Below are 20,697 nucleotides of genomic sequence, written 5' to 3'. Positions count from 1 at the left end.
GACGTGGCCATTCTGCCAGTTTACGCATGACGGCCAGTTCCGCCTCGTGGCCCAAAAGGCCCAGATCGGCCGCGCGTAGCGCCGCATCCGAGGTGTCGATCCCCGCCTCGGCCGCCCGACGCAGCACCGAGGACACCCGCGCATGGGCGTATTGCACGTAGAACACCGGGTTTTCGCGGCTCTGCTCCAGCACCTTGTCGAAATCGAAATCCAGCGGCGCATCGTTCTTGCGGGTCAGCATGACAAAGCGCGTCACATCCGGACCAACCTGTTCGACCACGTCGCGCAGGGTGACGAAGTTGCCTGCCCGTTTCGACATCTTGAACGGCTCGCCATTCTTCCACAGCTTGACCAGCTGACACAGCTTGATGTCGAGCGGCACACGCCCGTCCGACAGGGCCGAAACGGCGGCCTTCATCCGTTTGACATAGCCGCCATGATCGGCGCCAAACACATCAATAAGCGCGTCGAAGCCCCTGGAAACCTTGTCATAATGATAAGCGATATCGGGGGCGAAATAGGTCCATGCGCCATCCGATTTCATGATCGGCCGGTCCACGTCATCGCCATGTTCGGTGGATTTGAACAGGGTCTGCTCGCGCGGCTCCCAATCCTCGGGCAGCTTGCCCTTGGGCGGCTCCAGCGTGCCGCGATAGATCAGCCCCTTGGCGCGCAGACTGTCAATCGCCGCCTCGATCCGGCCCGTGCCATAGAGCGACTTTTCCGAATAGAACACATCCATCTGAACCCCGAGCTGGGCCAGATCGGCGCGGATCAGATCCATCATCGCATCGGTGGCAAAGTTGCGGATGTCCTCCAGCCAGACCTCTTCGGGTTGACCGACATAGGCGTCGCCCACCTTGTCCTTGAGCGCCTGACCGACCTCGACCAGGTACTCGCCGGGATAGGTGCCATCGGCAAACTCCACCGCCTGACCATGCGCCTCGAGATAACGCAGATAGACCGAGCGGGCGAGCACGTCGACCTGGGCGCCGCCATCGTTGATGTAATATTCGCGCGTCACCTGATAGCCGGCGTAATCCAGCAGGCTGGCCAGCGCATCACCGAACACCGCGCCCCTTGTGTGGCCCACATGCAGCGGGCCGGTGGGGTTGGCGCTGACATATTCCACGTTGACCTTCTTGCCCTGCCCCATGTCCGAGCGGCCATAGGCGGTGCCATCCTGCAGCACGGTGCCGACGACCCGCTGCCAGACGGGGGCGGCCAGGGTCAGGTTGAGAAAGCCGGGCCCGGCCACTTCGGCCTTGGCCACGCGGTCATCGGCGGCCAGCCGGGTGGCCAGCGCCTCGGCGATGTCGCGGGGTTTCTGGCCGGCGGGTTTGGCCAGCACCATGGCGGCGTTGGTGGCCATGTCGCCATGGGCGGCATCGCGCGGCGGTTCGACCGCCACATTGGCGAAATCGAGACCCTGGGGCAGCGCGCCCCCGGCCTGCATCTGGTCCAGCGCCTCCAGAACGAGGCCGCGCATCTCGGTAAAGAGGTTCATCTCGGCATCCTTTTGCTTGACTGGCGGTTTACCACGCAAACCGCCAAGGTCAATGCAGCCCGGCGCGCGCGTCAGTGCCGTATCGGTTCGCTTCCCGTCAGCCGCGCATGGTCCTGCAAGGCAAAGCGGTCGGTCATGCCCGAGACATAATCGGACACGATCCGCGCCAGCGCGGTCTCGTCCGGGGCGGCGTCGATTTCACCATGCCAGTGTTTCGGCATCTGCCGGGGATCGTTCAGATAGATCGGAAAGAGTTCCTCGACCACCCGCGCCACCTGTTCGCGCACCACCATGACCGAGGGCGCGCGATACATGCGGGTGAACAAAAAGGCCCTGATCTGGCGCAGATCGGACCAGAGCGCATCCGAAAACCGGATCACCGGGCGGCCCAGATGGCGGATGTCCTCAACGCTTTCGGCCCCCGACCCGGCCAGCGCCGCGCGCGACGTGTCGATCACATCGGCCACCATCACGCCGAACACCCGCCTCAGCGCCTCGTGCCGACGGCGATAGGCATCGGTATCGGGATAGGTGCGGTCGACCTCGGCATAACAGTCGCCGACGATGGGCAGTTCAGCGATCTCGTCATCACTGAACAGCCCGGCGCGCAACCCGTCATGCAGGTCGTGATTGTTATAGGCGATATCGTCGGACAGGGCGGCCACCTGCGCCTCGGCGCTGGCATGGGTGGCCAGTTCCAGATCAAAGGCAGCGTTGCATTCCGCCAGCGCCCAGGGCAGCGGCCCGGTGACCGGGCCGTTATGCTTGGCAATCGCCTCAAGCGTTTCCCAGGTCAGGTTCAGCCCGTCAAAGGCGGCGTAATGCCGTTCCAGCCGGGTGACGATGCGAATGGCCTGGGCGTTGTGGTCGAACCCGCCATAGGGTTCCATCAGCGCGTGCAACGCATCCTCGCCGGTATGGCCAAAGGGCGTGTGGCCCAGGTCATGGGCCAGCGCCACCGCCTCGGTCAGTTCAGGGTTCAGCCCCAGCGCCCCCGCGATAGTGCGCGCCACCTGCGCCACCTCGATCGAATGGGTCAGCCGGGTGCGATAACTGTCGCCCTCATGTTCGACAAAGACCTGGGTCTTGTGCTTCAGCCTGCGAAAGGCGCTGGCATGGATGATCCGGTCGCGATCACGCTGGAAACAGGAGCGAAAGCCGCTTTCCTCTTCGGCCACCAGCCGCCCGCGCGCGCGGCCCGGATCCGAGGCAAACCCCGCTCTTTTCAATGGTCTCGTCCTTGTCGCCTGTCCCTGCCCCCTCTATATTGCAGGCTGCACCGGAAAGAAACCGTGGAGACCGCGATGCGCCTGCCCCCCAAAGTGACTGACCGCGCCTTTGCCCGGCTGGCCGAGATCGGCGCCGCGGATCAGGGCCAGGCGCTGCGCGTTGCGGTCGAAGGCGGCGGCTGTTCCGGCTTTCAGTACGAGATCGCCTTGGACGAACCCAAGTCCGACGATCTGGTGCTCGAAGGCCAGGGTCAACGGGTGGTGGTCGACGCGGTATCGCTGCCGTTTCTGGAAAACGCCGTCATCGACTTTTCCGAAGAGCTGATCGGCGCCCGTTTCGTGATCGACAATCCGAACGCCACCGCCTCTTGCGGCTGCGGCACCTCGTTCTCGATCTGAACCTCAGGGATCGGTGCGCAGGCTCAGCTCCTCCTGCGCGCGCGTCGGGGTCATCTGATCCCAGATCAGATAGAGGCCCGAAACCATCACGATGGCAGCACCCAGCCAGGTCATCGGCGCGGGCCATTCGCCAAAGGCCAGCGCGCCCAGCGCCACCATCCAGACGAATTGCAGGTTCAACAGCGGCGTGACCACATAGGCCGCCAGCAGCCTGAGCGCGATCACCAGCAGCCAGCGCGCCAGGAACAACAGCGCTGCATAGGCCCCGACCCAGGCCAGATCCAGCATCGGCATCGGCACCCAGACAAAGGGCAGCGCCGCCGCCATGCTGAGCCCCAGCGCCAGGTTCGGATAGAATACCTGCGCCAGCGCGTTGCTTTCATGGCGGCCGATATAGCGCGACAGGATCAGAGAGAAGGTGCCCGTCACCACCCCGCCCAGCGCCCAGAGATGCCCCGCCCCGATGGCGCCGATGCCACCCGGCATAAGGCAAAGCACGCCCACAAATCCCGCCACCAGCGCGGCCCAGGCCGCCGGGCGGGCATATTCGTCCAGCATCAGCCCCGACATCAGCGCCGCCACGATCGGCATCAGACCGATAAAGACAAAGACATCTGCAAAAGGCAGCAGCCGGAAGGTATGAAAGAAGCAGAGCGAGGCCACCACCGTTGCCAATGCCCGCAGCGCCATGGCGCGGGGGCAGACGGTTCTGAGCGCCCGCGTCCGGTTACCCCGTGCCGCCGCGAGGCTGATGGCCGCTACGATGAACCCCGAGATCGCGTAAAGCTGTGGCGCCGCATACCCTTGTGCGATGAGCTTGGTGATCGCGTCTGCCGACGAGATCACCGCGGTGTAGGCCAGAACCAGCCCTCCCCCTGTCAGGGCCGACCTCATACCGCCACCCGTAACAGTCCAGTGCGAGCAAAGCCGGCAAAGAAAGCGTCAAACCGGGGGCTGCTGGCCTCGGCCGCGCTCAGGATATCGTGGCCGGTCTCGGAGAGTTGTGCCGCGATTTGCGGACGCATCGAGCCCCAGTCACCGCTGCGTGCGGCGCCCATACGATAGATGCATTCGGAAATCTCTCGTAGCGGCCCGCCCCAGTCGGTCGCCCGATGGAACGAGACCGGGCCTTGTGCCACGGCCTGATCAGGCGCGCCTCGCCCTGCCGCCAACCCGGCCCAGGCACATACCAGATACTCGTGATAATCGTCCCGCATCTCTGCCTGCGCTCCACTAAAAAGGGTAAAACCCCCTAACGCGCCCGCCAGCCAATCTTCCCAGATCGGCGAGGGCGTCGCTCCAGCATAGCGCATTGCGACACAGATTTCCGCTAAAAGATCCGCATTTTGCTCGAGATAGGCCAAAAGACCTGCAAATTCGAGGCTGACAAGCGCCTCGGCAGGTAGGTCCGGCGCACGCCGCCCATACTCGGAAAGGTAGAAAACGATATGGGTCAGCTCATAGGCCGCCTTCTTGTTGGGCAGAGCAAAGGTTTCTGAGCGGGCGATGAAATCATGTAAGCGGTCGGTCAGACCTGCGTCGCGCGACGTAAACTCGATGCCGCGTCGTGCCAGCAGGCGGCGCGCCTCGGCGCGTTGCAGATCCGACAGCTCGGCCTCGGGTAAGCCCTGCCCGGCCACCCATTCGGCCAGTTCGACGCCCATCTCGCCCGTCATCCCCAGATCCTCCAGATCTAGGCACAGTGACAACAGGAAGCGATAGTATTGGGGAAAAAAGCGCAGCCGTTCAGGCAACTCGCGGTAAAAGGTCAGATGCGGCGCCAAGGCCTCTTCGCCCGGCGCCTGGCCGGTACATTCCAATATATTCAGAAGCTCTGCGTTCTCCTTGAGCCAGAATACGTCGTCCCCAAAACGGCGATGGCTTGCAAAACCTTCGATCAGTGCCGCGAGCCCCCGAAGGGACCCGAAGCTTGGACGCCGGGCGTTCAGATGGATTACGTTCGACATGAGAATTCTCCCCTGTTTCGCGGCGCCCAACAAACGCCCGGCCTCTGTCTTGCCTTCGCTTAGGTGCCCGACGAGAACATCTGAGTACCTTCGCCCAGCTTGACCGCAACCGCGCCCACTTTCTCGCAGCTGGTCGAGAACATCTGAACGCCCTCGCCCGTGGCGGTGTCGGTGCCCGAGGCCTGGCAACTGGTCGAGAACATCTGCACGCCCTCGCCCGTGGCGGTGTCGGTGCCCGAGGCCTGGCAGCTGGTCGAGAACATCTGAACGCCCTCGCCCGTGGCGGTGTCGGCGCCCGAGGCCTGGCAGCTGGTCGAGAACATCTGAACACCCTCGCCCGTGGCGGTGTCGGCGCCCGAGGCCTGGCAGCTGGTCGAGAACATCTGAACACCCTCGCCCATCATTGCGCGTGCCGAGGTTATCGGCGCGGAGCCGGACGAGAACATTTCCGTTGCGTCGCCATCCATCATGCTGGCACCGTCTTTGTTTTCGCCTTGGATTTGGTTGATCTTGAGCATGGCAGTCATTGGTCTGTCCCCCAGAGTTGGTGTTGATGACCCCCTCACGGTTGCAGGACCGACGGCTCTCGAAAAGATATTTTTCAATCATGCGTTGCAAAATAATGAGTTATCCACATTAAGGAAATGAGGCAAAAATAAGTCATTCAACAAAATTGCAGGCCACGGAAATCATTGAAAAATTTTTATCCACAACCCGAAAATTCAGCGAATTGGGGCGAAAGTTCGGCAACTTCACAGCGAATCGGCGGGGCAGATTCGCCCGAACTTGCCGATCTGCGGGTTCTTGCATCGCTTGCCCCCGCCGCCGGGATCGGGGATAGATCGGGGCAAAGCCAGCACGGGGGACCCGGACATGAAGATCGCCACGTTCAACATCAACGGGATCAAGGCCCGCGCCGAGGCGCTTCCAAACTGGCTGGACAGCGCCCAACCCGATGTGGTGCTGCTGCAAGAGATCAAGTCGGTGGACGAGGCTTTCCCCCGCGATCTGTTCGAAGAGCGCGGGTATAACGTGGAAACACATGGCCAGAAAGGCTTCAACGGGGTGGCGATCCTGTCGAAGCTTCCGCTCGAGGATGTCTCGCGCGGGCTACCGGGCGACGAGAGCGACGAACAGGCGCGCTGGATCGAGGCCACGGTGGTGGGCAAACAGGCGCTGCGGATCTGTGGACTCTACCTGCCCAATGGCAACCCGGTCGAACTGGCCGAGGATGGCAGCCCGGTGCCGGGCGGCAAGTACGACTACAAGCTGCGCTGGATGGAGCGGCTGCGGACCCGCGCGGCAGAGCTGTTGGCGGCAGAGGAACCGGCGCTGATGGCGGGGGATTACAACATCATCCCGCAAGCCGAAGACGCCAAGCGTCCCGAGGCCTGGCGCGAGGACGCGCTGTTCCGGCCCGAAAGCCGCGCCGCCTTTCGCCGTATCCTGAACCTGGGCTTTACCGAGGCGTTCCGAGCACGGGTGCAGGGACCGGGGCATTATTCGTTCTGGGACTATCAGGCCGGCGCCTGGAACCGCAATGACGGTATTCGCATCGACCATTTCCTTCTGACCCCGCAGGCCGCCGACCTGATGCGCGATTGCGGCATCGACAAGGAGGTGCGCGGCGGCGACAAGCCATCCGATCACGTGCCGGTCTGGGTCGAGCTGGATATCTGAGCCGTACGGTTGTTTGGGGGCGCTGCCCCCGCCGCGCAAGCGCGTCTCCCCCGAGGTATTTGGGAACAGAAGAAGAGAGAGGGGCGCCGTTTAGACGCCTTGAGTCACGTCGTGACGGTAGAGCCAGTCGAACTGGCGCACCATGCGGGCGGGCGCCAGCCTGCCGCCAAGTGACAGGGCCAGATGCGCGGGGCCGCGCAACGGGCTGCGCAGGTGGTATTTCCAGGCATTGCTGTTTGCCGCCGCGATCACCCGGCGGGCGCGGGCCTGACGGCGGGCCTGATAGGCGGCCAGCCCCAGCTCGATCCCCGGCGCCTTGCCCAGTTCATCGGCCAGCACCCAGGCGTCTTCGAGCGCCATATTGGCGCCCTGTGCCATGAAAGGCAGCGTCGGGTGGGCCGCATCGCCGACCAGAGTGACCCGGCCCCGATGCCAGGTTTCCGCCACCGGGTGACGGAACAGGCCCCAGAGGCCCGGCGCGCTGACCTGCGCCAGAAGGGCGGCGGGCAGGCCGCTGAAATCTGCAAACGCGGCGCGCAGGTTGGCGGGGTCGTCAGACTGGCTCCAGCTTTCGGCGGTCCAGTCGGCGCGTTCCTGCACCGCGACCAGATTGACCAGGCTGCCGCCGCGCAGCGGGTAGCAGACCAGATGCCGCCCGGGGGCCATGAACACGTGCGCCTCGTCCGGTAGGTTCACCATGTTCGGTACGGTGGCGCGCCACGCAACCTGACCGGTGAAGAAGGGTTTGCCCGCCCCGTTGAGCGCGGCACGCGCCCGGGAATGCAGCCCGTCGGCGCCCACCACCAGATCGGCGGTCAGATGGGCCCCGTTGCACATATGCAGGACAGGTGGCGATCCGGGGTCGACGTGGTCCACTTTCTGCAACAGCCTGACATGCACGCCTGCCCGGCGCACCGCCCCGGCCAGCAGGTCGATCAGGTCCGCCCGGTGCACGAAGGCATAGCGCTGATCGCCCGCATGACGCATGAGGTCGAGCCGCACCACCTCGCCCGGACGTCGATAGTCCGAGAGCACCACGGCCCGGCCGCGCACCGAGGCCCGCTCGAAATCCGCCCCCAGACCCAGCGCACCCAAGACAGCGGCTCCATTGGGGCTGACCTGGATACCGGCGCCCACCTCTTCGATGGCATTTGCCTGTTCCAGCACGGTGACATCGGCGCCGCGCGCCTTGAGCGCCAGCGCCGCAGCCAACCCGCCGATTCCAGCGCCCACCACGATGATCCTGGTTCCGAACATTCCCATGCGCCCCCTTTAACGCAAAAACGCCGGGGCGAAAGGCCCCGGCGTTTCCGCTGATTGTCGCAGGCCGCGACGTCAATCGTCGCGATGCACTTTCTCGCGGCGCTCATGGCGTTCCTGCGCCTCGAGCGTCATGGTCGCGATCGGGCGTGCATCCAAACGTTTGAGCGAAATCGGATCGCCGGTGACCTGGCAGTAGCCGTATTCACCTTCGTCGATGCGTCGCAGCGCGGCATCGATCTTGGCAACCAGCTTGCGCTGACGGTCACGGGTTCTGAGTTCCAGCGCTCGGTCCGTTTCTTCGCTGGCGCGGTCGGCCACGTCGGGAATGTTGCGTGTGCCGTCCTGCAACCCTTCGATCGTGTCGCGGCTGCCCGCCATCAATTCGTGTTTCCAGTTGATCAGCTTGCGACGGAAATACTCAAGCTGACGATCATTCATGAATGGCTCGTCTTCGGCCGGGCGATAGTCTTCCGGCAGAAAGGATTCCGGCTTCATCTTTGCTCCCTCGGTCTGGCCTACAACGTCCGCTTTGGTAATTGGTTCAGACATTCGGCTCCCCCTTCTGCCGCAGCGTTTATCTGACGAACCGGGGAATGTCACTACACAAAGACATGCGAAAGAGCCCAATTTCCCGCCCTCGTCAGCAATTGATCAAACGACCCAAAATCTATGCCCAACCTCTTGAAATTTAGTGAATTCCTGAGGGCTGTGTGACTGTTGGCATCGACATGACGTTACGACATATGGAGCCGAAGGGCGCATTTTCTCAATCTTTGACGTGGAAACAGGGTGTTTCCAACCTTCTCAACGACGCCGCGGCGCGCCTTGCCAAAGCGAAGCGCGCGCTTTACCTCAGGGCCGAGCACGCTAGGACGAGGACCGCCATGACCGCACGTTTTCAGGGAACCGCTGAATATGTGGCCACCGACGATCTGACGATCGCGGTGAACGCCGCCGTGACGTTGGAGCGACCGCTGCTGGTCAAAGGCGAACCGGGCACCGGCAAGACCGAGCTGGCCAAACAGGTCGCGGGCGCCCTGGGCCTGCGGATGATCGAATGGAACGTGAAATCCACCACCCGCGCTCAACAGGGCCTCTATGAATATGACGCGGTCAGCCGTCTGCGCGACAGCCAGCTGGGCGAGGAGCGCGTGCATGATGTGAGCAACTACATCAAGAAGGGCAAGCTGTGGCAGGCTTTTGACGCGGACGAGAAAGTGGTGCTGTTGATCGACGAGATCGACAAGGCCGATATCGAGTTTCCCAACGACCTGCTGCAGGAGCTCGACAAGATGGAGTTCCATGTCTACGAGACTGGCCAGACCATCCGCGCCCGGCAGCGCCCCATCGTCATCATCACCTCGAACAACGAAAAGGAACTGCCCGACGCGTTTCTGCGGCGCTGTTTCTTTCACTATATCCGTTTCCCTGACGAGGCCACCATGCGCCGCATCGTCGAGGTGCATCACCCCGGCATCAAGGAGGCGCTGCTGACCGCCGCTCTGACCCAGTTCTACGAGATTCGCGAGACGCAGGGGTTGAAGAAGAAACCTTCGACGTCCGAGGTGATCGACTGGCTGAAACTGCTGCTGGCCGAGGATTTGAGCGCCGAGGATCTGCGCCGCGACGGGGCCAATGCGCTGCCGAAACTGCATGGTGCGCTGCTCAAGAACGAGCAGGATGTGCACCTGTTCGAACGGCTGGCCTTCATGGCACGCGGTAAACGCTGATTCAGGCCAGATTAGCAACAAAATGCGGGCGGTTCGTTCCGAACCGCACTTTTTGTTTCCAAAAAATTGGTAAACAGAGCCTTAAATGGCCTTCACGCGCTTGCTTCGAGAAGGCTGCGGATGCCACCATGTTCCTATTGCGGCGGTAACCAATCACCGCGCAATAGATTGACAGGTTTGGTATCATTGAGCAGCAGTAAGAGAATGACAGTCAAAAGCGCCTTGTCCCGCACCATCTCCCGCCCGCTTGTCAGGGCGCTTGCCCTGGTCTCGGGCCTTGGCCTTGCTGCCTGTGATACCGTCCCGCTCGAGGATACGCCGACCCGCGCGCAGACGCCCGGCCTGTCGCTGGAGCCGATGAAGAGCTTTGGCACCACACGGGTGCAGCCGCCGCAACGATCGAACGGCAATATCGCCGCCGATTTCCTGGCCCTGCATTTCCAGCTGGAAAGCGGGCGCGACCTGCCGGTGTTTACCCGGTTCGAGACCCCGATCACCGTGCGCGTGACCGGCTCGCCGCCCGCAAGCCTGCAACCGGACCTGACCCGGCTGCTGGGGCGCCTGCGCGGTGAGGCCGGGATCGACATCCGTCAGGTCAGCGACGCCAGCGCCAATATCACCATCGAGGCCGTCAGCCGCGAGGAGATCGGCCGCGCCCTGCCCCATGCCGCCTGTTTCGTGGTTCCCAACGTGTCGAGCCTGGCCGAATTCCGTCGTGACCGCCGCAAGGACAAGACCAATTGGGCCAACCTGCGCAAGCGCGAGCGACTTGGCATCTTCGTGCCCTATGACAGCAGCCCGCAGGAATTGCGCGACTGCCTGCACGAAGAGCTGGCGCAGGCAATCGGGCCGCTCAACGACCTCTACCGCCTGCCGGATTCGGTGTTCAACGACGACAATATCCACACCATCCTGACCGGGTTCGACATGCTGGTGCTGCGTGCCACCTATGCGCCGGAACTGCGCAGCGGCATGAGCCAGGCGCAGGTCGCCGCGGTGCTGCCCGACCTGCTGGGTCGGCTCAACCCGCGCGGCGTCACTGTTGCCGCGCAACCGGTCGTGTCGACCCCGCGCGCCTGGATCGACCAGGTACAGGCCGCGCTTGGCCCCGGAACGGCCTATCAGGCCCGGCTTGACGCCGCCAACCGAGCCGCGCAGATGGCCCAGTCCTGGGGCTGGGTGGATCAGCGCCGCGCCTTTGGCCACTACATGCTTGGCCGGATGCTGCAAACCGCCGATCCCGATCTGGCACAGCGGCATTTCCTGACCGCGATGCAGGTCTTGCAATCGACACCGGGCACCCGGCTGCATCAGGCCTATGTGACCACCCAGACCGCCGCCTTTGCCATCTCGCGCGGCGATGGTGCCGGGGCGCTGGCCCAGTTGCGCCCGATGCGTGACGTCGCCGCTCGGGCCGAGAATGCCGCGCTGCTGGCCACCCTCATGATGCTCGAGGCCGAGGCGCTGACCCTGTTGGGCAAAACCGACGCGGCCCGCGACCTGCGGCTGGACAGTGTCGGCTGGGCGCGGTACGGGTTCGGCTCGGACTGGGCGGTTCGGGCCAAGATGCAGGAGATCGCGGCCCTGAACCCCCGCAACGCACTGGGCGGGTAAGAACGCATGATTGTCATCGCAGCGGCGCTGTTCGGCGCCTTGCTTGGCGGGCTGACCGCCAAGCGACGTAACGGCACAACCGCGGATATCGCGCAATATGCTGCGGGCTACGCGATTGCCTTCGCGCTCCTCGGGATGATAGCAACATTGGTGATCCACCGTCTGATGGTCTGAGCCGATGTTCCTGCCCTTTTTCGAGAATTTGCGCAAAGCCGGGGTGCCGGTGTCGCTGCGCGAATACCTGACCTTTCTCGAAGGCATGAAAAAGGGGCTGGCGACCTACGATGTCGAGGCCTTCTATTACCTGGCCCGCGTCTCGATGGTGAAGGACGAGCGCAATATCGACAAGTTCGACCGCGCCTTTGCCGCCAGTTTCAAGGGACTAGAAGAGATCACCTTTGAGCAGGTGATGGAGGCCGTGGACATCCCCGCCGACTGGCTGGAGAAGATGGCCGAGAAACACCTGTCGCCCGAGGAAAAGGCCGAGATCGAGGCGCTGGGCGGGTTCGACAAGCTGATGGAGACGCTGCGCGAGCGGCTCAAGGAACAACAGGGCCGCCACCAGGGCGGCAACAAGTGGATCGGCACCGCCGGCACCTCGCCCTTTGGCGCCTATGGCTACAACCCCGAAGGGGTGCGGATCGGCCAGAAGGAAAGCCGCCACCAGCGCGCAGTCAAGGTCTGGGACAAGCGCGAGTTCAAGAATCTCGACGACACGGTCGAACTGGGCACCCGCAACATCAAGGTGGCGCTGAAACGGCTGCGCCGCTGGGCGCGCGAGGGCGCGGCGATGGAACTGGACCTGGATGGCACCATCCGCGCCACCGCCGAACACGGCTATCTGGACGTCAAGGAACGCCCCGAACGGCATAACGCGGTCAAGGTGGTGCTGTTCCTCGATGTGGGCGGCTCGATGGACCCGCATGTGAAGGTGGTGGAAGAGCTGTTTTCGGCGGCGCGTGCCGAGTTTAAGCATCTGGAATATTACTACTTTCACAATTGCCTCTACGAAGGCGTCTGGCGCGACAACCGTCGCCGCTGGGATGCGCAGATCCCCACCCATGAGGTGCTGCGCACCTATGGGCCCGATTACAAATGCATCTTCGTGGGCGATGCCTCGATGAGCCCCTACGAAATCGCCTATCCCGGCGGTGCCAACGAGCATTGGAACCAGGAGGCGGGCCAGGTCTGGCTGGCACGCGCGCGCGAGCAATGGGCCAGCAACCTCTGGATCAACCCGGTGCCCGAGAAATACTGGGACTATACCCATTCGATCGGCATGATCCGCGAGATATTCGAGGACCGTATGGTGCCGATGACCCTGTCGGGGCTGGAACAGGGCATGCGGGTGCTGACCCGCTGACCACCAGCTGCGCGGCGGCCAGCGGCTTCATGCGTTCAGTACACGACCCCGGCACAAACCGGTTCGCCGGTCTCGGTGGTGGACAGGCTATAGCCTTCGGGACAGACCGGATTGCCCAGTTTGTCGAACGAGGGGGCTTCAAGGATCTGAACCGGCTCGGGCTCAGGCTCGGAACAGCCCATCAGCGGAAGCGCAAAGGCAATCAAAAGGGTCAATCTGGTCGTCATCGCTCGTGGTTCCTCGCATCAAGATGTGCGGCTGCATCGGGCCGCCAGTGGCACGCTAGGCGCGCACGGCCCGAACCGACAAGCGCCACAATAGGGACGCGGCTAAACCGGCGGAAACCCTGTCTGCGGTGCCGGATGCGGGGGCAGAACTCTGCCCAGGATGGCGCCCTGCCCACCGGGCCGACCCGTCATCGGCGGCTTGCCGCTTGCCCCCGTCGCCGGAACGCCCCATATCTGATCCATGTTGCGCGTCACCCCGATCCTGCTGGCGGTTCTCTACGCCTTTGCGATGTACCATTTCTCGGCCTGGCGGACCCGGCGCGAGCTGGATGCCCGCTCGACCGAGCTGGCCGACCCGGCGCTGAAACGGCTGACCGACCGGCTGGCGGCGGCGCTGGGCGTGGCGCGGGTGCCGGTGCATATCTATGAAATCGACCCGGTCAACGGGTTGGCCGCGCCTGACGGGCGCATCTTCATCACACGCGGCTTCTACCGCAAATATCAAAGCGGCGAGGTTACCGGCGAAGAGCTGACCTCGGTCATTGCGCATGAGCTGGGGCATGTGGCGCTGGGCCATTCGCGGCGCCGGATGATCGACTTTTCCGGCCAGAACGCCATGCGCACCGCGCTGGCCATGCTGCTGGGCCGGTTCATCCCCTTCTTCGGGGTCTGGATCGCCAATATGCTGACCACCCTGCTTGCCGCGCGACTAAGCCGCGCCGATGAATATGAGGCCGACGCCTATGCCGCCGCCCTGCTGACCAAGGCGGGTATCGGCGTGGCGCCGCAAAAGGCGCTGTTTCACAAGCTTGACGCGCTCACTGCCCAGCGCGCCGGGGTGGCGCCCGCATGGCTGCTCAGTCATCCCAAAACCGCCGAGCGCATCGCCGCGCTTGACCGGCTCGAAGCGCGCTGGCAGGCGCATTGATCCTCAGGACCGACCCGCATGCTCTATTCCCTGCTCGACCTTGCCCCGGTGCCCGAGGGCAGCGATATTCCCCAGGCGCTGGCCAACAGCGGCGATCTGGCCGCGCATGCCGAGGCGCTGGGGTATCACCGCTACTGGCTGGCCGAGCATCACAACATGCCCGGCATCGCCAGCGCCGCAACCGCGGTGCTGATCGGCCATATCGCCAGCCGGACCAAGTCCATGCGGATCGGCGCGGGCGGCATCATGCTGCCCAATCATGCGCCTTACATGGTGGCCGAGGCCTTTGGCACGCTGGCGTCGCTCTATGGCGACCGCATCGACCTAGGGCTGGGGCGGGCGCCCGGGACCGATATGGCGACCGCCCGCGCCTTGCGCCGGGGTCTGTCACAACAGGACAGTTTCCCTCAGGATGTGATCGACCTGATCGGCTTTCTTGGCCCCGAGGATCCAGAGGCACGGGTGCGCGCCTTTCCCGGCCAGAACACCCATGTGCCGGTGTGGATCCTGGGGTCCAGCCTCTATGGCGCGCAACTGGCGGCTCAACTGGGCCTGCCATATGCCTTTGCCTCGCATTTCGCGCCTCAGGCGCTGGAGGAGGCGCTGGAGATCTATCGCCGCAGCTTCCGCCCCTCGGTCTATCTGGATCACCCCCATGCGATGATGGCGATCAATGTCTTTGCCGCCGAAACCGACGCTGAAGGGGTACGCCTGCGCACCACCATGCAACAGGCCTTTGCCCGGCTCAGGCTGGGGCGGCCCGGCAAACTGCCGACGCCGGTTGACGATATCGCCGCGCATCTGGATCGCGCCACGCTGGCCGGGGTGAATGCCGCGCTCAGCGTTTCGGCGGTGGGCAGCCCCGAGACGGTGCGCGCCGATCTGACCCGCATCATCGACCGTTATCAGCCCGACGAAGTGATCCTGACCGGGCAAATTCACGATCACACCGCGCGCAAACGTTCGTTCGAAATCGCGGCCGGGATCCTGCGCTCACTCTGAGCGGTGGTGTTCCAGCGCCTTGCCCAGCCGAGGCAGCCGCGCCTTTTTCATCAGACTGCGGATCGTCCATGTCTCGCCCGACAGACGGTTGGCCTCATCCAGCACTTTTTCGGCCATGAGGGCCATATTGTCCGGGTCATCTTTGAAAAACTGCAAAAGGAACGCATCCGGGTCGATCCGCTCCAGCCCTTCCTCGGCCAGGATGTTGCGCGGGAAATCGGCCCGGTTGAGGGTCACGATCACATCCGCAGATCCGGCGATGGCCGTGGCCAGCACATGGATATCCGCCGGATCGGGCAGCCACAGCCGTGCCTCGACACCGGGCGCGGGCGGCAGCTCGGCCCTGGGCCAGGCGGCGCGGGTCAGGGCGATCTCGGCGCGCGCCTGCGCCTCGCCCGCCGGTCCCAGCTTGACCGCCGCACGCGCCCATTCCTCCAAAACGCGGGCCGACCAGAGCGGGGTGAAATGCCCCAGCCGCGCCGCACCCAGCAGCATCTCGCGCATGACCGTGGGATAGATCACGCAAGTGTCGAGCACCGCTTTCACAGCCGGAAGAACACCGCCTTGAGATAGCCGCTCTCGGCCAGTTGCGGCAATTGCGGATGATCCGGCCCGGCAAAGCCGGTATGGATCAGCTGCGCGCTGCGCCCGGCGCGGCCGATGCCGCGCACGCTGGCCTCGCGGAACCGCGACAGGTCGGCGGCATGCGAGCAGGAGCAGAGACCCAGATAGCCACCCGGTCGCACCAGCGCCGCAGCCAGCCGCGCCACCCGTTCATAAGCGCGCAGGCCTGCGTCCAGCGCCTGTTTCGAGGGCGCAAAGGCGGGCGGATCGCAGATCACCACGTCGAATGTCTCGCCTTCCTCGGCCAGCGCGGTCAACACGTCGAACGCATCGCCCTGCCGCGTCCCGAACCGCCCGGCCAGACCCGAGGCCAGCGCCCCCTGTTCGGCCAAGGCCAGCGCCGGGGCCGAGCCATCGACCGCCAGCGCGCTGCCAGCGCCGCCGGCCAGCATCGCCAGCGCAAAGCCGCCCACATGGGAAAACACGTCGAGCACCCGCGCACCCTGCCCCGCCAGCCGCTGGGCAAAGGCATGGTTGGGGCGCTGGTCGAAGAACAGGCCGGTTTTCTGGCCACCGGTCAGATCGGCCATATAGGTCGCCCCATTCATCGGCACAGGAACCGGCGCCACTGGCGCCGCCCCCGCCAGCACCGCGTTCTTGTTATCCAGCCCTTCGAGAGACCGCGTCCGGCCCGAAGCATTCTTCAGAACCGTGTTTACGCCGGTCACCTTGATCAGTGCCGCGCTCAGCAGCTCCAGATGCGCCTCGGCCCAGGCGGCATTGGGCTGGATCACGCAGGCGTCGCCGAACCGGTCGATGATCACACCTGGGAAGCCATCGGCCTCGGCATGAACGAGCCGGTAAAAGGGCGCGTCAAACAGGCGTTCGCGCAGTGCCAGCGCCCGGGTCAGCCGCGCCTCGAACCAGGCGGCATCAAGCACCGCGTCCGGATCGCGGTCCAGCATCCGGGCCAGGATGCGCGAGCCGGGATTGACCGCCACCAGCCCCAGGGGCGCGCGGTTGTCATCCTCGAGCACCGCCACGGTGCCCGGTGCGATTTTGCGGGTGCGGCGGTCGGTGACCACCTCGTTGTCGAACACCCAAGGCGCGCCGTGACGGATGGCACGGGCGTTTGCCTTGGGCTTCAGGCGGATGCGGGGACGGTCAAAAACGTCAGAGGGCGCTGTCATGAGCGCCCTCTTAATCTCATTCCCGTTGGCTGGGAAGTGTCAGAGACGATTCATCACCTGGATGATGCCCAACGAGGCGTTCTCGTAGCCTTCGGGGTTGGTCAACTCTTGCTGGATCACCCATGTCAGGTGGTCGGTGATGCGGACCTTTTGGGTCTGACCGCGGGCCTCGGCGTTGATCGCCTGCTGGCCGCCAAAGGCCTCGAGATCGGCGCGCACCTCACGCGGCGGCATCAGCTGCGCGCCGGTGGCCGGATCCTTGAGGGTGATGTCAAAGGTGATCGCGTGCACGCCACCGGTGGTATAGCGCGCCTTTTCGGTCAAGGCGTGGAACCGCTTGACGACGATTTCCAGATCGGCCTTGACCGGGCCGCTCAGCGGGCTGACGCCACGCACCATCGCGTCCTGCACGATCTTCTGAACCTGGGCGTGACGGTCGCCGATCGGATCCTCGCGCCACACGATGTCGCCGCGCGGCAGATAGCTGTTGCGCTCGGATACTTTCAGCGAGCGAGGCACCAATACGGTGACCGAGTTGATGGTCACGGGCGCCTGCCCTGCAACCAAGCCGCCAACTCCCGGCTCTTGCGTCGCTGCGCGCGCAACGGTGTCGATGTCGGCATGCGGGATCACCACCTGCCCCACCGCCGCGGTTGACTGGACCCGGCTTTCCGGTTGCAGCAGGTCATACCCCGCCGGAGCCGTAATCGACGTGGTCGGCAATCGCTCGTAAGGGGCGTTCCGGGTCGGGACATCGACGGCCGTGCAGGCCGCAACCGACAGGCCCAGACCGGCAAGCAGGATCATCCGCATGGTTTTCATGTCTCTTCTCCATTTTCGGGTTCCGACTCCCACAGCCGCACCCGTTTGAGGAGAATTTGCCCCGCAATTAGGGCAACTTTGCGACAAATTCCGTACGTTTCAGAGATTGTTTCCGATCCGGGATCACTCAGTTTCTGGGTCGGCTACGCCATCCGCCACGTCGGCGGGGCGCCTGTTCGGCGCTCAGCCCGTCCTGCATGACGGCGGTCATGGGATGATCGGGCGCCTCGGCCCCATAGCGCCCGTGCAGGTCCGCCAACGCGTCGCGCTGGTCTGTACCCACCGGCAGGCTGAGCGCCCAGTCAAGGAAGATGGTGCGGCATTCGGGGGCCGTGATCCCCTCGATCCTGTAGGCCTCGTAGATCAAACCCTTGGGGTCATGCGGGTCACCCGTCTTCGGCATCCTCTGGTCCTCCCACCGCGGCACCAATCAGCGCCGCCGCCTCGGCATATGTTGTCTCCAGCGCCGCCTCCAGCGCCGCCATGTCCTCGAACCCGGTGCTGCGGCAGAGGAAGGCCGCGCCGCCCTCGCCGATCCGCTCCGCGTCGATCATCTCGCCCGACAGCAGCCGCGCCGCCGTCTGTACCGACCAGCATAGGTCATAGGCACGGGTCAGCGACTGCGCATCCGCGACATCCAGCCATCCAGCGGCGACCGCACCTTGTAGGCCCTGCGCCACATCGCGCGCGGCGCTGCCCGACAACAGCGCGCCGGTCTGGGCCACCAGTTCGATATCCAGCATCCGGCCCGGCCCGGTCTTGGCATCCCACACTCCGGCGGGCTGTTTCGCCGCCGCCAGCCGGGCGCGCATCTCGGCCACCTCGCGCAGCACCTTGTCCCGGTCGGCAGGGCGGTTCAGAAGCTCTTGCCGGAACCGCTCGATATCCGCGCCCAGTGCCTCTGAACCCGCCACCGGGCGGGCGCGGGTCAGCGCAAGATGCTCCCACACCCAGGCCTCGTTCAGCTGATATTCGGTAAAGCTGGTCCAGCTGGTCGCCACCGGCCCCTGGGTGCCAGAGGGGCGCAGGCGCATGTCGACCTCGTACAGCTTGCCCTGCGACATCGGCGCGGTCAGCGCGGTGATCAGCGCCTGCGTGAGCCTTGCATAATAGGGCCGGGTCGCCAGCGGGCGCGGCCCGTCCGAGCCTTCGGCGTCTTCGGGGTCATAGATCACGATCAGGTCAAGGTCGGATTGCGCATTGATCCGCCCCGCCCCCAGCGAGCCCATGCCCAGCACCGTGGCGCCGCGTCCGGGCGGCGTGCCGTGTTTGCGGGCAAATTGCGCCTCGACCACCGGGAACAGCGCCGAGATCACTGCCTCGGCCAGTTCGGCATATTGCGCACCGGCGCGGGCGCCGTCGATCAGCCCGCGCAGATGGTGCACGCCGATGCGGAAATGCCATTCCTTGGTCCAGCGCCGCGCCATGTCGAGCCGGGCCTCGTAATCGTCCTCGGCGGCCAGGCGTTCGGCCAGATCGGCGCGCAGCGCTGCCCCGCCCGGCCAGTCATCGAAGAACGAGCCGCCGATCACCGCGTCAAAGACCGATGCATTGCGCGACAGGAAGGTCGCCAGCGCATGGCTGGTACCGACGATATCGACCAACAGGTCGATCAGTTGCGGATTGGCCTCGAACAGGGAAAACAGCTGCACCCCGGCGGGCAACCCGGCCAGGAACCCGTCAAGCGCCAGCAGCGCCTCGTCCGGTTTGGCGGTGCGCGCCAGCCGCGCCAGCAATTCGGGCTTCAGCCGCTCGAAGATGCGCCGCCCCCGCTGCGAGCGCAGCGCCGGATAGGTGGGCCAGCGCGACAGCACGTTGTCGTCGAACACCACCTCTGCCGGCAGGGCGGGCGCCGGGGCGGCGGCGCTATCGGGGGCAAAGAAATCCTCGGTCAGCCCATGCACCTCGGTCAGGCGCCGGGTCAGGTCGGCGCGCAGGTCTGCGGCGTCGATCCCCATCAGGCAGGCGACGCGAGCGATACCCTCTTCGGTCTGCGGAATGCGGTGGGTCTGGGCGTCATGCACCATCTGGATGCGGTGTTCGACCTCGCGATGGGCGCGGTAGTGGCGGGTCAGCGCCTCGGCCACCTCGGATGGCACCCAGCCCTTGGCCGCCAGGGCCGCCAGCCCCTCGACCGTGCCGCGCAGGCGCAGGTCACGGTCGCGCCCGCCCGCGATCAGCTGCCGGGTCTGGGTAAAGAACTCGATCTCGCGAATGCCGCCCCGGCCCAGCTTCATGTCATGGCCCGGAATGGTCAGGGCGCCGCCGGTGCCCTTGTTCTCGCGAATGCGCAGGCGCATGTCATGGGCGTCCTGGATGGCGGCGAAATCCAGATGCCGCCGCCAGACAAAGGGGCGCAGGGTTTCCAGAAACCGCCCCCCCGCCGCCAGATCGCCCGCGCAGGGCCGCGCCTTGATATAGGCGGCACGCTCCCAGGTGCGGCCAAGGCTTTCGTAATAATGTTCCGCCGCCTCCATCGCCAGACAGACCGGGGTGACCGCCGGATCGGGGCGCAGCCGCAGATCGGTGCGGAATACATAGCCATCGGCGGTCTTGTCGCTGAGCGTGGCGCAGAAGTTGCGGGTGGCACGCACCATGCCCTGACGCGCCTCAAAGAAATCGTCGGGCTCATAGCGGGTTTCGTCAAACAGCACGATCAGGTCGATATCCGAGCTGTAGTTCAGCTCATGCGCGCCCATCTTGCCCATGGCCAGGATCACCATCCCGGCGGCGGTCTCCACATCCGCCTCGGTCTGGCCCGGCAGCTTGCCGCGCCGGATCAGGGCGGCGATCTCGGCCTTGGCGGCCAGATCGGCGGCCAGCGCGCCGAAATCGGTGAGCAGCGCGGTCACCTTCTCCAGCGGCCAGGCGCCCGCCAGATCGGCCAGCGCGGTCAACAGCGCCAGTCGCCGCTTGGCCTGTCGCAAACCGGGTTTGAGCTGATCGGGCGGCAACGCGCGGGCTGCGGTCAGTTCGGTGGCCACCGCCGCATCGGCATCCTCGAGCGCGGGCGCCAGCCATGCGGCCTCGGCCCGCATCAGCCCCATCAGATAGGGGCTGGTGCCCCCCGCACCGGCGACAAGATCGGCCAGATCACCCCCCAGTTCGGGCAGCAGGGCACGCGCCTCTGCCCCCAGTTCGGGGTCATAGGCACGGGGGAGTCGGGTAATGGCTAGGCGTGTGGTCATGCGCCAAATAGCGCAGCCGCCCCA

At 65.0% G+C, this 20,697-nt stretch carries 21 protein-coding genes; 8 read left to right on the top strand and 13 right to left on the bottom strand.

The window, feature by feature from the left end; genetic code table 11:
- Together argS and AC2FNY_RS14810 are read right to left on the bottom strand one after the other, a co-directional pair.
- Positions 1-1,507 (bottom strand): arginine--tRNA ligase (gene argS, locus AC2FNY_RS14815; protein ID WP_496802919.1); only part of this gene is annotated, 1,507 nt, incomplete at its 3' end.
- A 71-nt stretch (positions 1,508-1,578) separates the two neighbouring features.
- Positions 1,579-2,736, bottom strand: coding sequence for a deoxyguanosinetriphosphate triphosphohydrolase (locus tag AC2FNY_RS14810; protein WP_234145451.1), 1,158 nt, complete (start codon positions 2,734-2,736; stop codon positions 1,579-1,581).
- A 75-nt stretch (positions 2,737-2,811) separates the two neighbouring features.
- On the opposite strand from AC2FNY_RS14810, the gene AC2FNY_RS14805 reads away from it, so the two are divergent.
- On the top strand, positions 2,812-3,135 hold the full coding sequence (locus AC2FNY_RS14805; RefSeq protein WP_234136297.1) for a HesB/IscA family protein: 324 nt from the start codon (positions 2,812-2,814) through the stop codon (positions 3,133-3,135).
- A 3-nt stretch (positions 3,136-3,138) separates the two neighbouring features.
- On the opposite strand, the gene AC2FNY_RS14800 is transcribed toward AC2FNY_RS14805, so the two are convergent.
- From AC2FNY_RS14800 to AC2FNY_RS14790, 3 genes are read right to left on the bottom strand one after another with little or no spacing between them, the layout of a single operon-like run.
- Positions 3,139-4,029, bottom strand: coding sequence for a DMT family transporter (locus tag AC2FNY_RS14800; RefSeq protein ID WP_496802918.1), 891 nt, complete (start codon positions 4,027-4,029; stop codon positions 3,139-3,141).
- On the bottom strand, positions 4,026-5,102 hold the full coding sequence (locus tag AC2FNY_RS14795) for a DUF6902 family protein (RefSeq protein WP_496802917.1): 1,077 nt from the start codon (positions 5,100-5,102) through the stop codon (positions 4,026-4,028). Before AC2FNY_RS14795 ends, AC2FNY_RS14800 begins: the two co-directional genes overlap by 4 nt.
- A gap of 59 nt (positions 5,103-5,161) precedes the next feature.
- The gene (locus tag AC2FNY_RS14790; protein WP_496802916.1) at positions 5,162-5,629 is read right to left on the bottom strand and encodes a hypothetical protein; all 468 of its coding nucleotides are present in this window, start codon (positions 5,627-5,629) and stop codon (positions 5,162-5,164) included.
- A 346-nt stretch (positions 5,630-5,975) separates the two neighbouring features.
- Between AC2FNY_RS14790 and xth the strand changes: the two genes are divergently transcribed.
- Positions 5,976-6,782 (top strand): exodeoxyribonuclease III, encoded by an 807-nt coding sequence (gene xth, locus AC2FNY_RS14785; RefSeq protein WP_496802915.1) that lies wholly within the window; start codon positions 5,976-5,978, stop codon positions 6,780-6,782.
- A gap of 90 nt (positions 6,783-6,872) precedes the next feature.
- Here the strand turns inward: xth and AC2FNY_RS14780 are convergent, their stop codons facing one another.
- Entirely contained in the window at positions 6,873-8,045 is a 1,173-nt protein-coding gene (locus AC2FNY_RS14780; protein ID WP_496802914.1) for an FAD-dependent monooxygenase, read from the bottom strand.
- 72 nt (positions 8,046-8,117) lie between these two features.
- Positions 8,118-8,540 carry an RNA polymerase-binding protein DksA gene (gene dksA, locus AC2FNY_RS14775; RefSeq protein ID WP_234136291.1) on the bottom strand — a complete coding sequence of 141 codons (423 nt, stop codon included), beginning with the start codon at positions 8,538-8,540 and terminating at the stop codon, positions 8,118-8,120.
- 389 nt (positions 8,541-8,929) lie between these two features.
- Between dksA and AC2FNY_RS14770 the strand changes: the two genes are divergently transcribed.
- The 4 genes from AC2FNY_RS14770 (at position 8,930) to AC2FNY_RS14755 (ending at position 12,752) form a co-directional block, all read left to right on the top strand.
- Positions 8,930-9,775: an AAA family ATPase gene (locus tag AC2FNY_RS14770; protein WP_234136290.1), complete on the top strand. Its 846-nt coding sequence runs from the start codon at positions 8,930-8,932 to the stop codon at positions 9,773-9,775.
- A gap of 204 nt (positions 9,776-9,979) precedes the next feature.
- Entirely contained in the window at positions 9,980-11,389 is a 1,410-nt protein-coding gene (locus AC2FNY_RS14765; RefSeq protein ID WP_496802913.1) for a DUF2927 domain-containing protein, read from the top strand.
- A 6-nt stretch (positions 11,390-11,395) separates the two neighbouring features.
- Positions 11,396-11,563 (top strand): hypothetical protein, encoded by a 168-nt coding sequence (locus tag AC2FNY_RS14760; RefSeq protein WP_011048221.1) that lies wholly within the window; start codon positions 11,396-11,398, stop codon positions 11,561-11,563.
- 4 nt (positions 11,564-11,567) lie between these two features.
- Positions 11,568-12,752 (top strand): vWA domain-containing protein, encoded by a 1,185-nt coding sequence (locus tag AC2FNY_RS14755; RefSeq protein ID WP_234162376.1) that lies wholly within the window; start codon positions 11,568-11,570, stop codon positions 12,750-12,752.
- 35 nt (positions 12,753-12,787) lie between these two features.
- On the opposite strand, the gene AC2FNY_RS14750 is transcribed toward AC2FNY_RS14755, so the two are convergent.
- On the bottom strand, positions 12,788-12,979 hold the full coding sequence (locus AC2FNY_RS14750) for a hypothetical protein (protein WP_234136287.1): 192 nt from the start codon (positions 12,977-12,979) through the stop codon (positions 12,788-12,790).
- A gap of 241 nt (positions 12,980-13,220) precedes the next feature.
- Here AC2FNY_RS14750 and AC2FNY_RS14745 point away from each other — a divergent pair, with 241 nt between their 5' ends.
- Positions 13,221-13,907: a M48 family metalloprotease gene (locus AC2FNY_RS14745; protein ID WP_234145440.1), complete on the top strand. Its 687-nt coding sequence runs from the start codon at positions 13,221-13,223 to the stop codon at positions 13,905-13,907.
- Positions 13,908-13,925: 18 nt separating this feature from the next.
- Positions 13,926-14,909, top strand: coding sequence for an LLM class flavin-dependent oxidoreductase (locus tag AC2FNY_RS14740; protein ID WP_234176034.1), 984 nt, complete (start codon positions 13,926-13,928; stop codon positions 14,907-14,909).
- Here AC2FNY_RS14740 and AC2FNY_RS14735 read toward each other — a convergent pair.
- The 5 genes from AC2FNY_RS14735 to AC2FNY_RS14715 form a co-directional block, all read right to left on the bottom strand.
- Positions 14,901-15,455, bottom strand: a complete 555-nt coding sequence (locus tag AC2FNY_RS14735) for an RSP_2648 family PIN domain-containing protein (protein ID WP_496802912.1) — start codon at positions 15,453-15,455, stop codon at positions 14,901-14,903. The two genes, AC2FNY_RS14740 and AC2FNY_RS14735, sit on opposite strands and share 9 nt — an antisense overlap.
- Entirely contained in the window at positions 15,452-16,663 is a 1,212-nt protein-coding gene (locus tag AC2FNY_RS14730) for an RSP_2647 family RNA methyltransferase (RefSeq protein WP_496802911.1), read from the bottom strand. Before AC2FNY_RS14730 ends, AC2FNY_RS14735 begins: the two co-directional genes overlap by 4 nt.
- 39 nt (positions 16,664-16,702) lie before the next feature.
- Positions 16,703-17,485 carry a DUF6778 family protein gene (locus AC2FNY_RS14725; RefSeq protein WP_496802910.1) on the bottom strand — a complete coding sequence of 261 codons (783 nt, stop codon included), beginning with the start codon at positions 17,483-17,485 and terminating at the stop codon, positions 16,703-16,705.
- 127 nt (positions 17,486-17,612) lie between these two features.
- Positions 17,613-17,888: a hypothetical protein gene (locus AC2FNY_RS14720; protein ID WP_234136282.1), complete on the bottom strand. Its 276-nt coding sequence runs from the start codon at positions 17,886-17,888 to the stop codon at positions 17,613-17,615.
- On the bottom strand, positions 17,872-20,673 hold the full coding sequence (locus tag AC2FNY_RS14715; protein WP_496802909.1) for a [protein-PII] uridylyltransferase family protein: 2,802 nt from the start codon (positions 20,671-20,673) through the stop codon (positions 17,872-17,874). The genes AC2FNY_RS14720 and AC2FNY_RS14715 overlap by 17 nt, the downstream gene beginning before the upstream one ends.
- Positions 20,674-20,697 lie beyond the last annotated feature (24 nt).

It is taken from the genome of Ruegeria sp. BHSC223, from assembly GCF_059613025.1.
This window is presented reverse-complemented; position numbering and strand designations above follow the sequence as displayed.

Coding starts and splice junctions, on each gene's coding strand:
- AC2FNY_RS14800 (WP_496802918.1), bottom strand. CDS start 4,029: ATGAGGTCGGCCCTGACAGGGGGAGGGCTGGTTCTGGCCTACACCGCG.
- AC2FNY_RS14760 (WP_011048221.1), top strand. CDS start 11,396: ATGATTGTCATCGCAGCGGCGCTGTTCGGCGCCTTGCTTGGCGGGCTG.
- AC2FNY_RS14740 (WP_234176034.1), top strand. CDS start 13,926: ATGCTCTATTCCCTGCTCGACCTTGCCCCGGTGCCCGAGGGCAGCGAT.
- AC2FNY_RS14730 (WP_496802911.1), bottom strand. CDS start 16,663: ATGACAGCGCCCTCTGACGTTTTTGACCGTCCCCGCATCCGCCTGAAG.
- AC2FNY_RS14715 (WP_496802909.1), bottom strand. CDS start 20,673: ATGACCACACGCCTAGCCATTACCCGACTCCCCCGTGCCTATGACCCC.
- AC2FNY_RS14750 (WP_234136287.1), bottom strand. CDS start 12,979: ATGACGACCAGATTGACCCTTTTGATTGCCTTTGCGCTTCCGCTGATG.
- AC2FNY_RS14755 (WP_234162376.1), top strand. CDS start 11,568: ATGTTCCTGCCCTTTTTCGAGAATTTGCGCAAAGCCGGGGTGCCGGTG.
- AC2FNY_RS14805 (WP_234136297.1), top strand. CDS start 2,812: ATGCGCCTGCCCCCCAAAGTGACTGACCGCGCCTTTGCCCGGCTGGCC.
- AC2FNY_RS14770 (WP_234136290.1), top strand. CDS start 8,930: ATGACCGCACGTTTTCAGGGAACCGCTGAATATGTGGCCACCGACGAT.
- xth (WP_496802915.1), top strand. CDS start 5,976: ATGAAGATCGCCACGTTCAACATCAACGGGATCAAGGCCCGCGCCGAG.
- AC2FNY_RS14745 (WP_234145440.1), top strand. CDS start 13,221: ATGTTGCGCGTCACCCCGATCCTGCTGGCGGTTCTCTACGCCTTTGCG.
- dksA (WP_234136291.1), bottom strand. CDS start 8,540: ATGAAGCCGGAATCCTTTCTGCCGGAAGACTATCGCCCGGCCGAAGAC.
- AC2FNY_RS14790 (WP_496802916.1), bottom strand. CDS start 5,629: ATGACTGCCATGCTCAAGATCAACCAAATCCAAGGCGAAAACAAAGAC.
- AC2FNY_RS14725 (WP_496802910.1), bottom strand. CDS start 17,485: ATGAAAACCATGCGGATGATCCTGCTTGCCGGTCTGGGCCTGTCGGTT.
- AC2FNY_RS14780 (WP_496802914.1), bottom strand. CDS start 8,045: ATGGGAATGTTCGGAACCAGGATCATCGTGGTGGGCGCTGGAATCGGC.
- AC2FNY_RS14720 (WP_234136282.1), bottom strand. CDS start 17,888: ATGCCGAAGACGGGTGACCCGCATGACCCCAAGGGTTTGATCTACGAG.
- AC2FNY_RS14765 (WP_496802913.1), top strand. CDS start 9,980: ATGACAGTCAAAAGCGCCTTGTCCCGCACCATCTCCCGCCCGCTTGTC.
- AC2FNY_RS14795 (WP_496802917.1), bottom strand. CDS start 5,102: ATGTCGAACGTAATCCATCTGAACGCCCGGCGTCCAAGCTTCGGGTCC.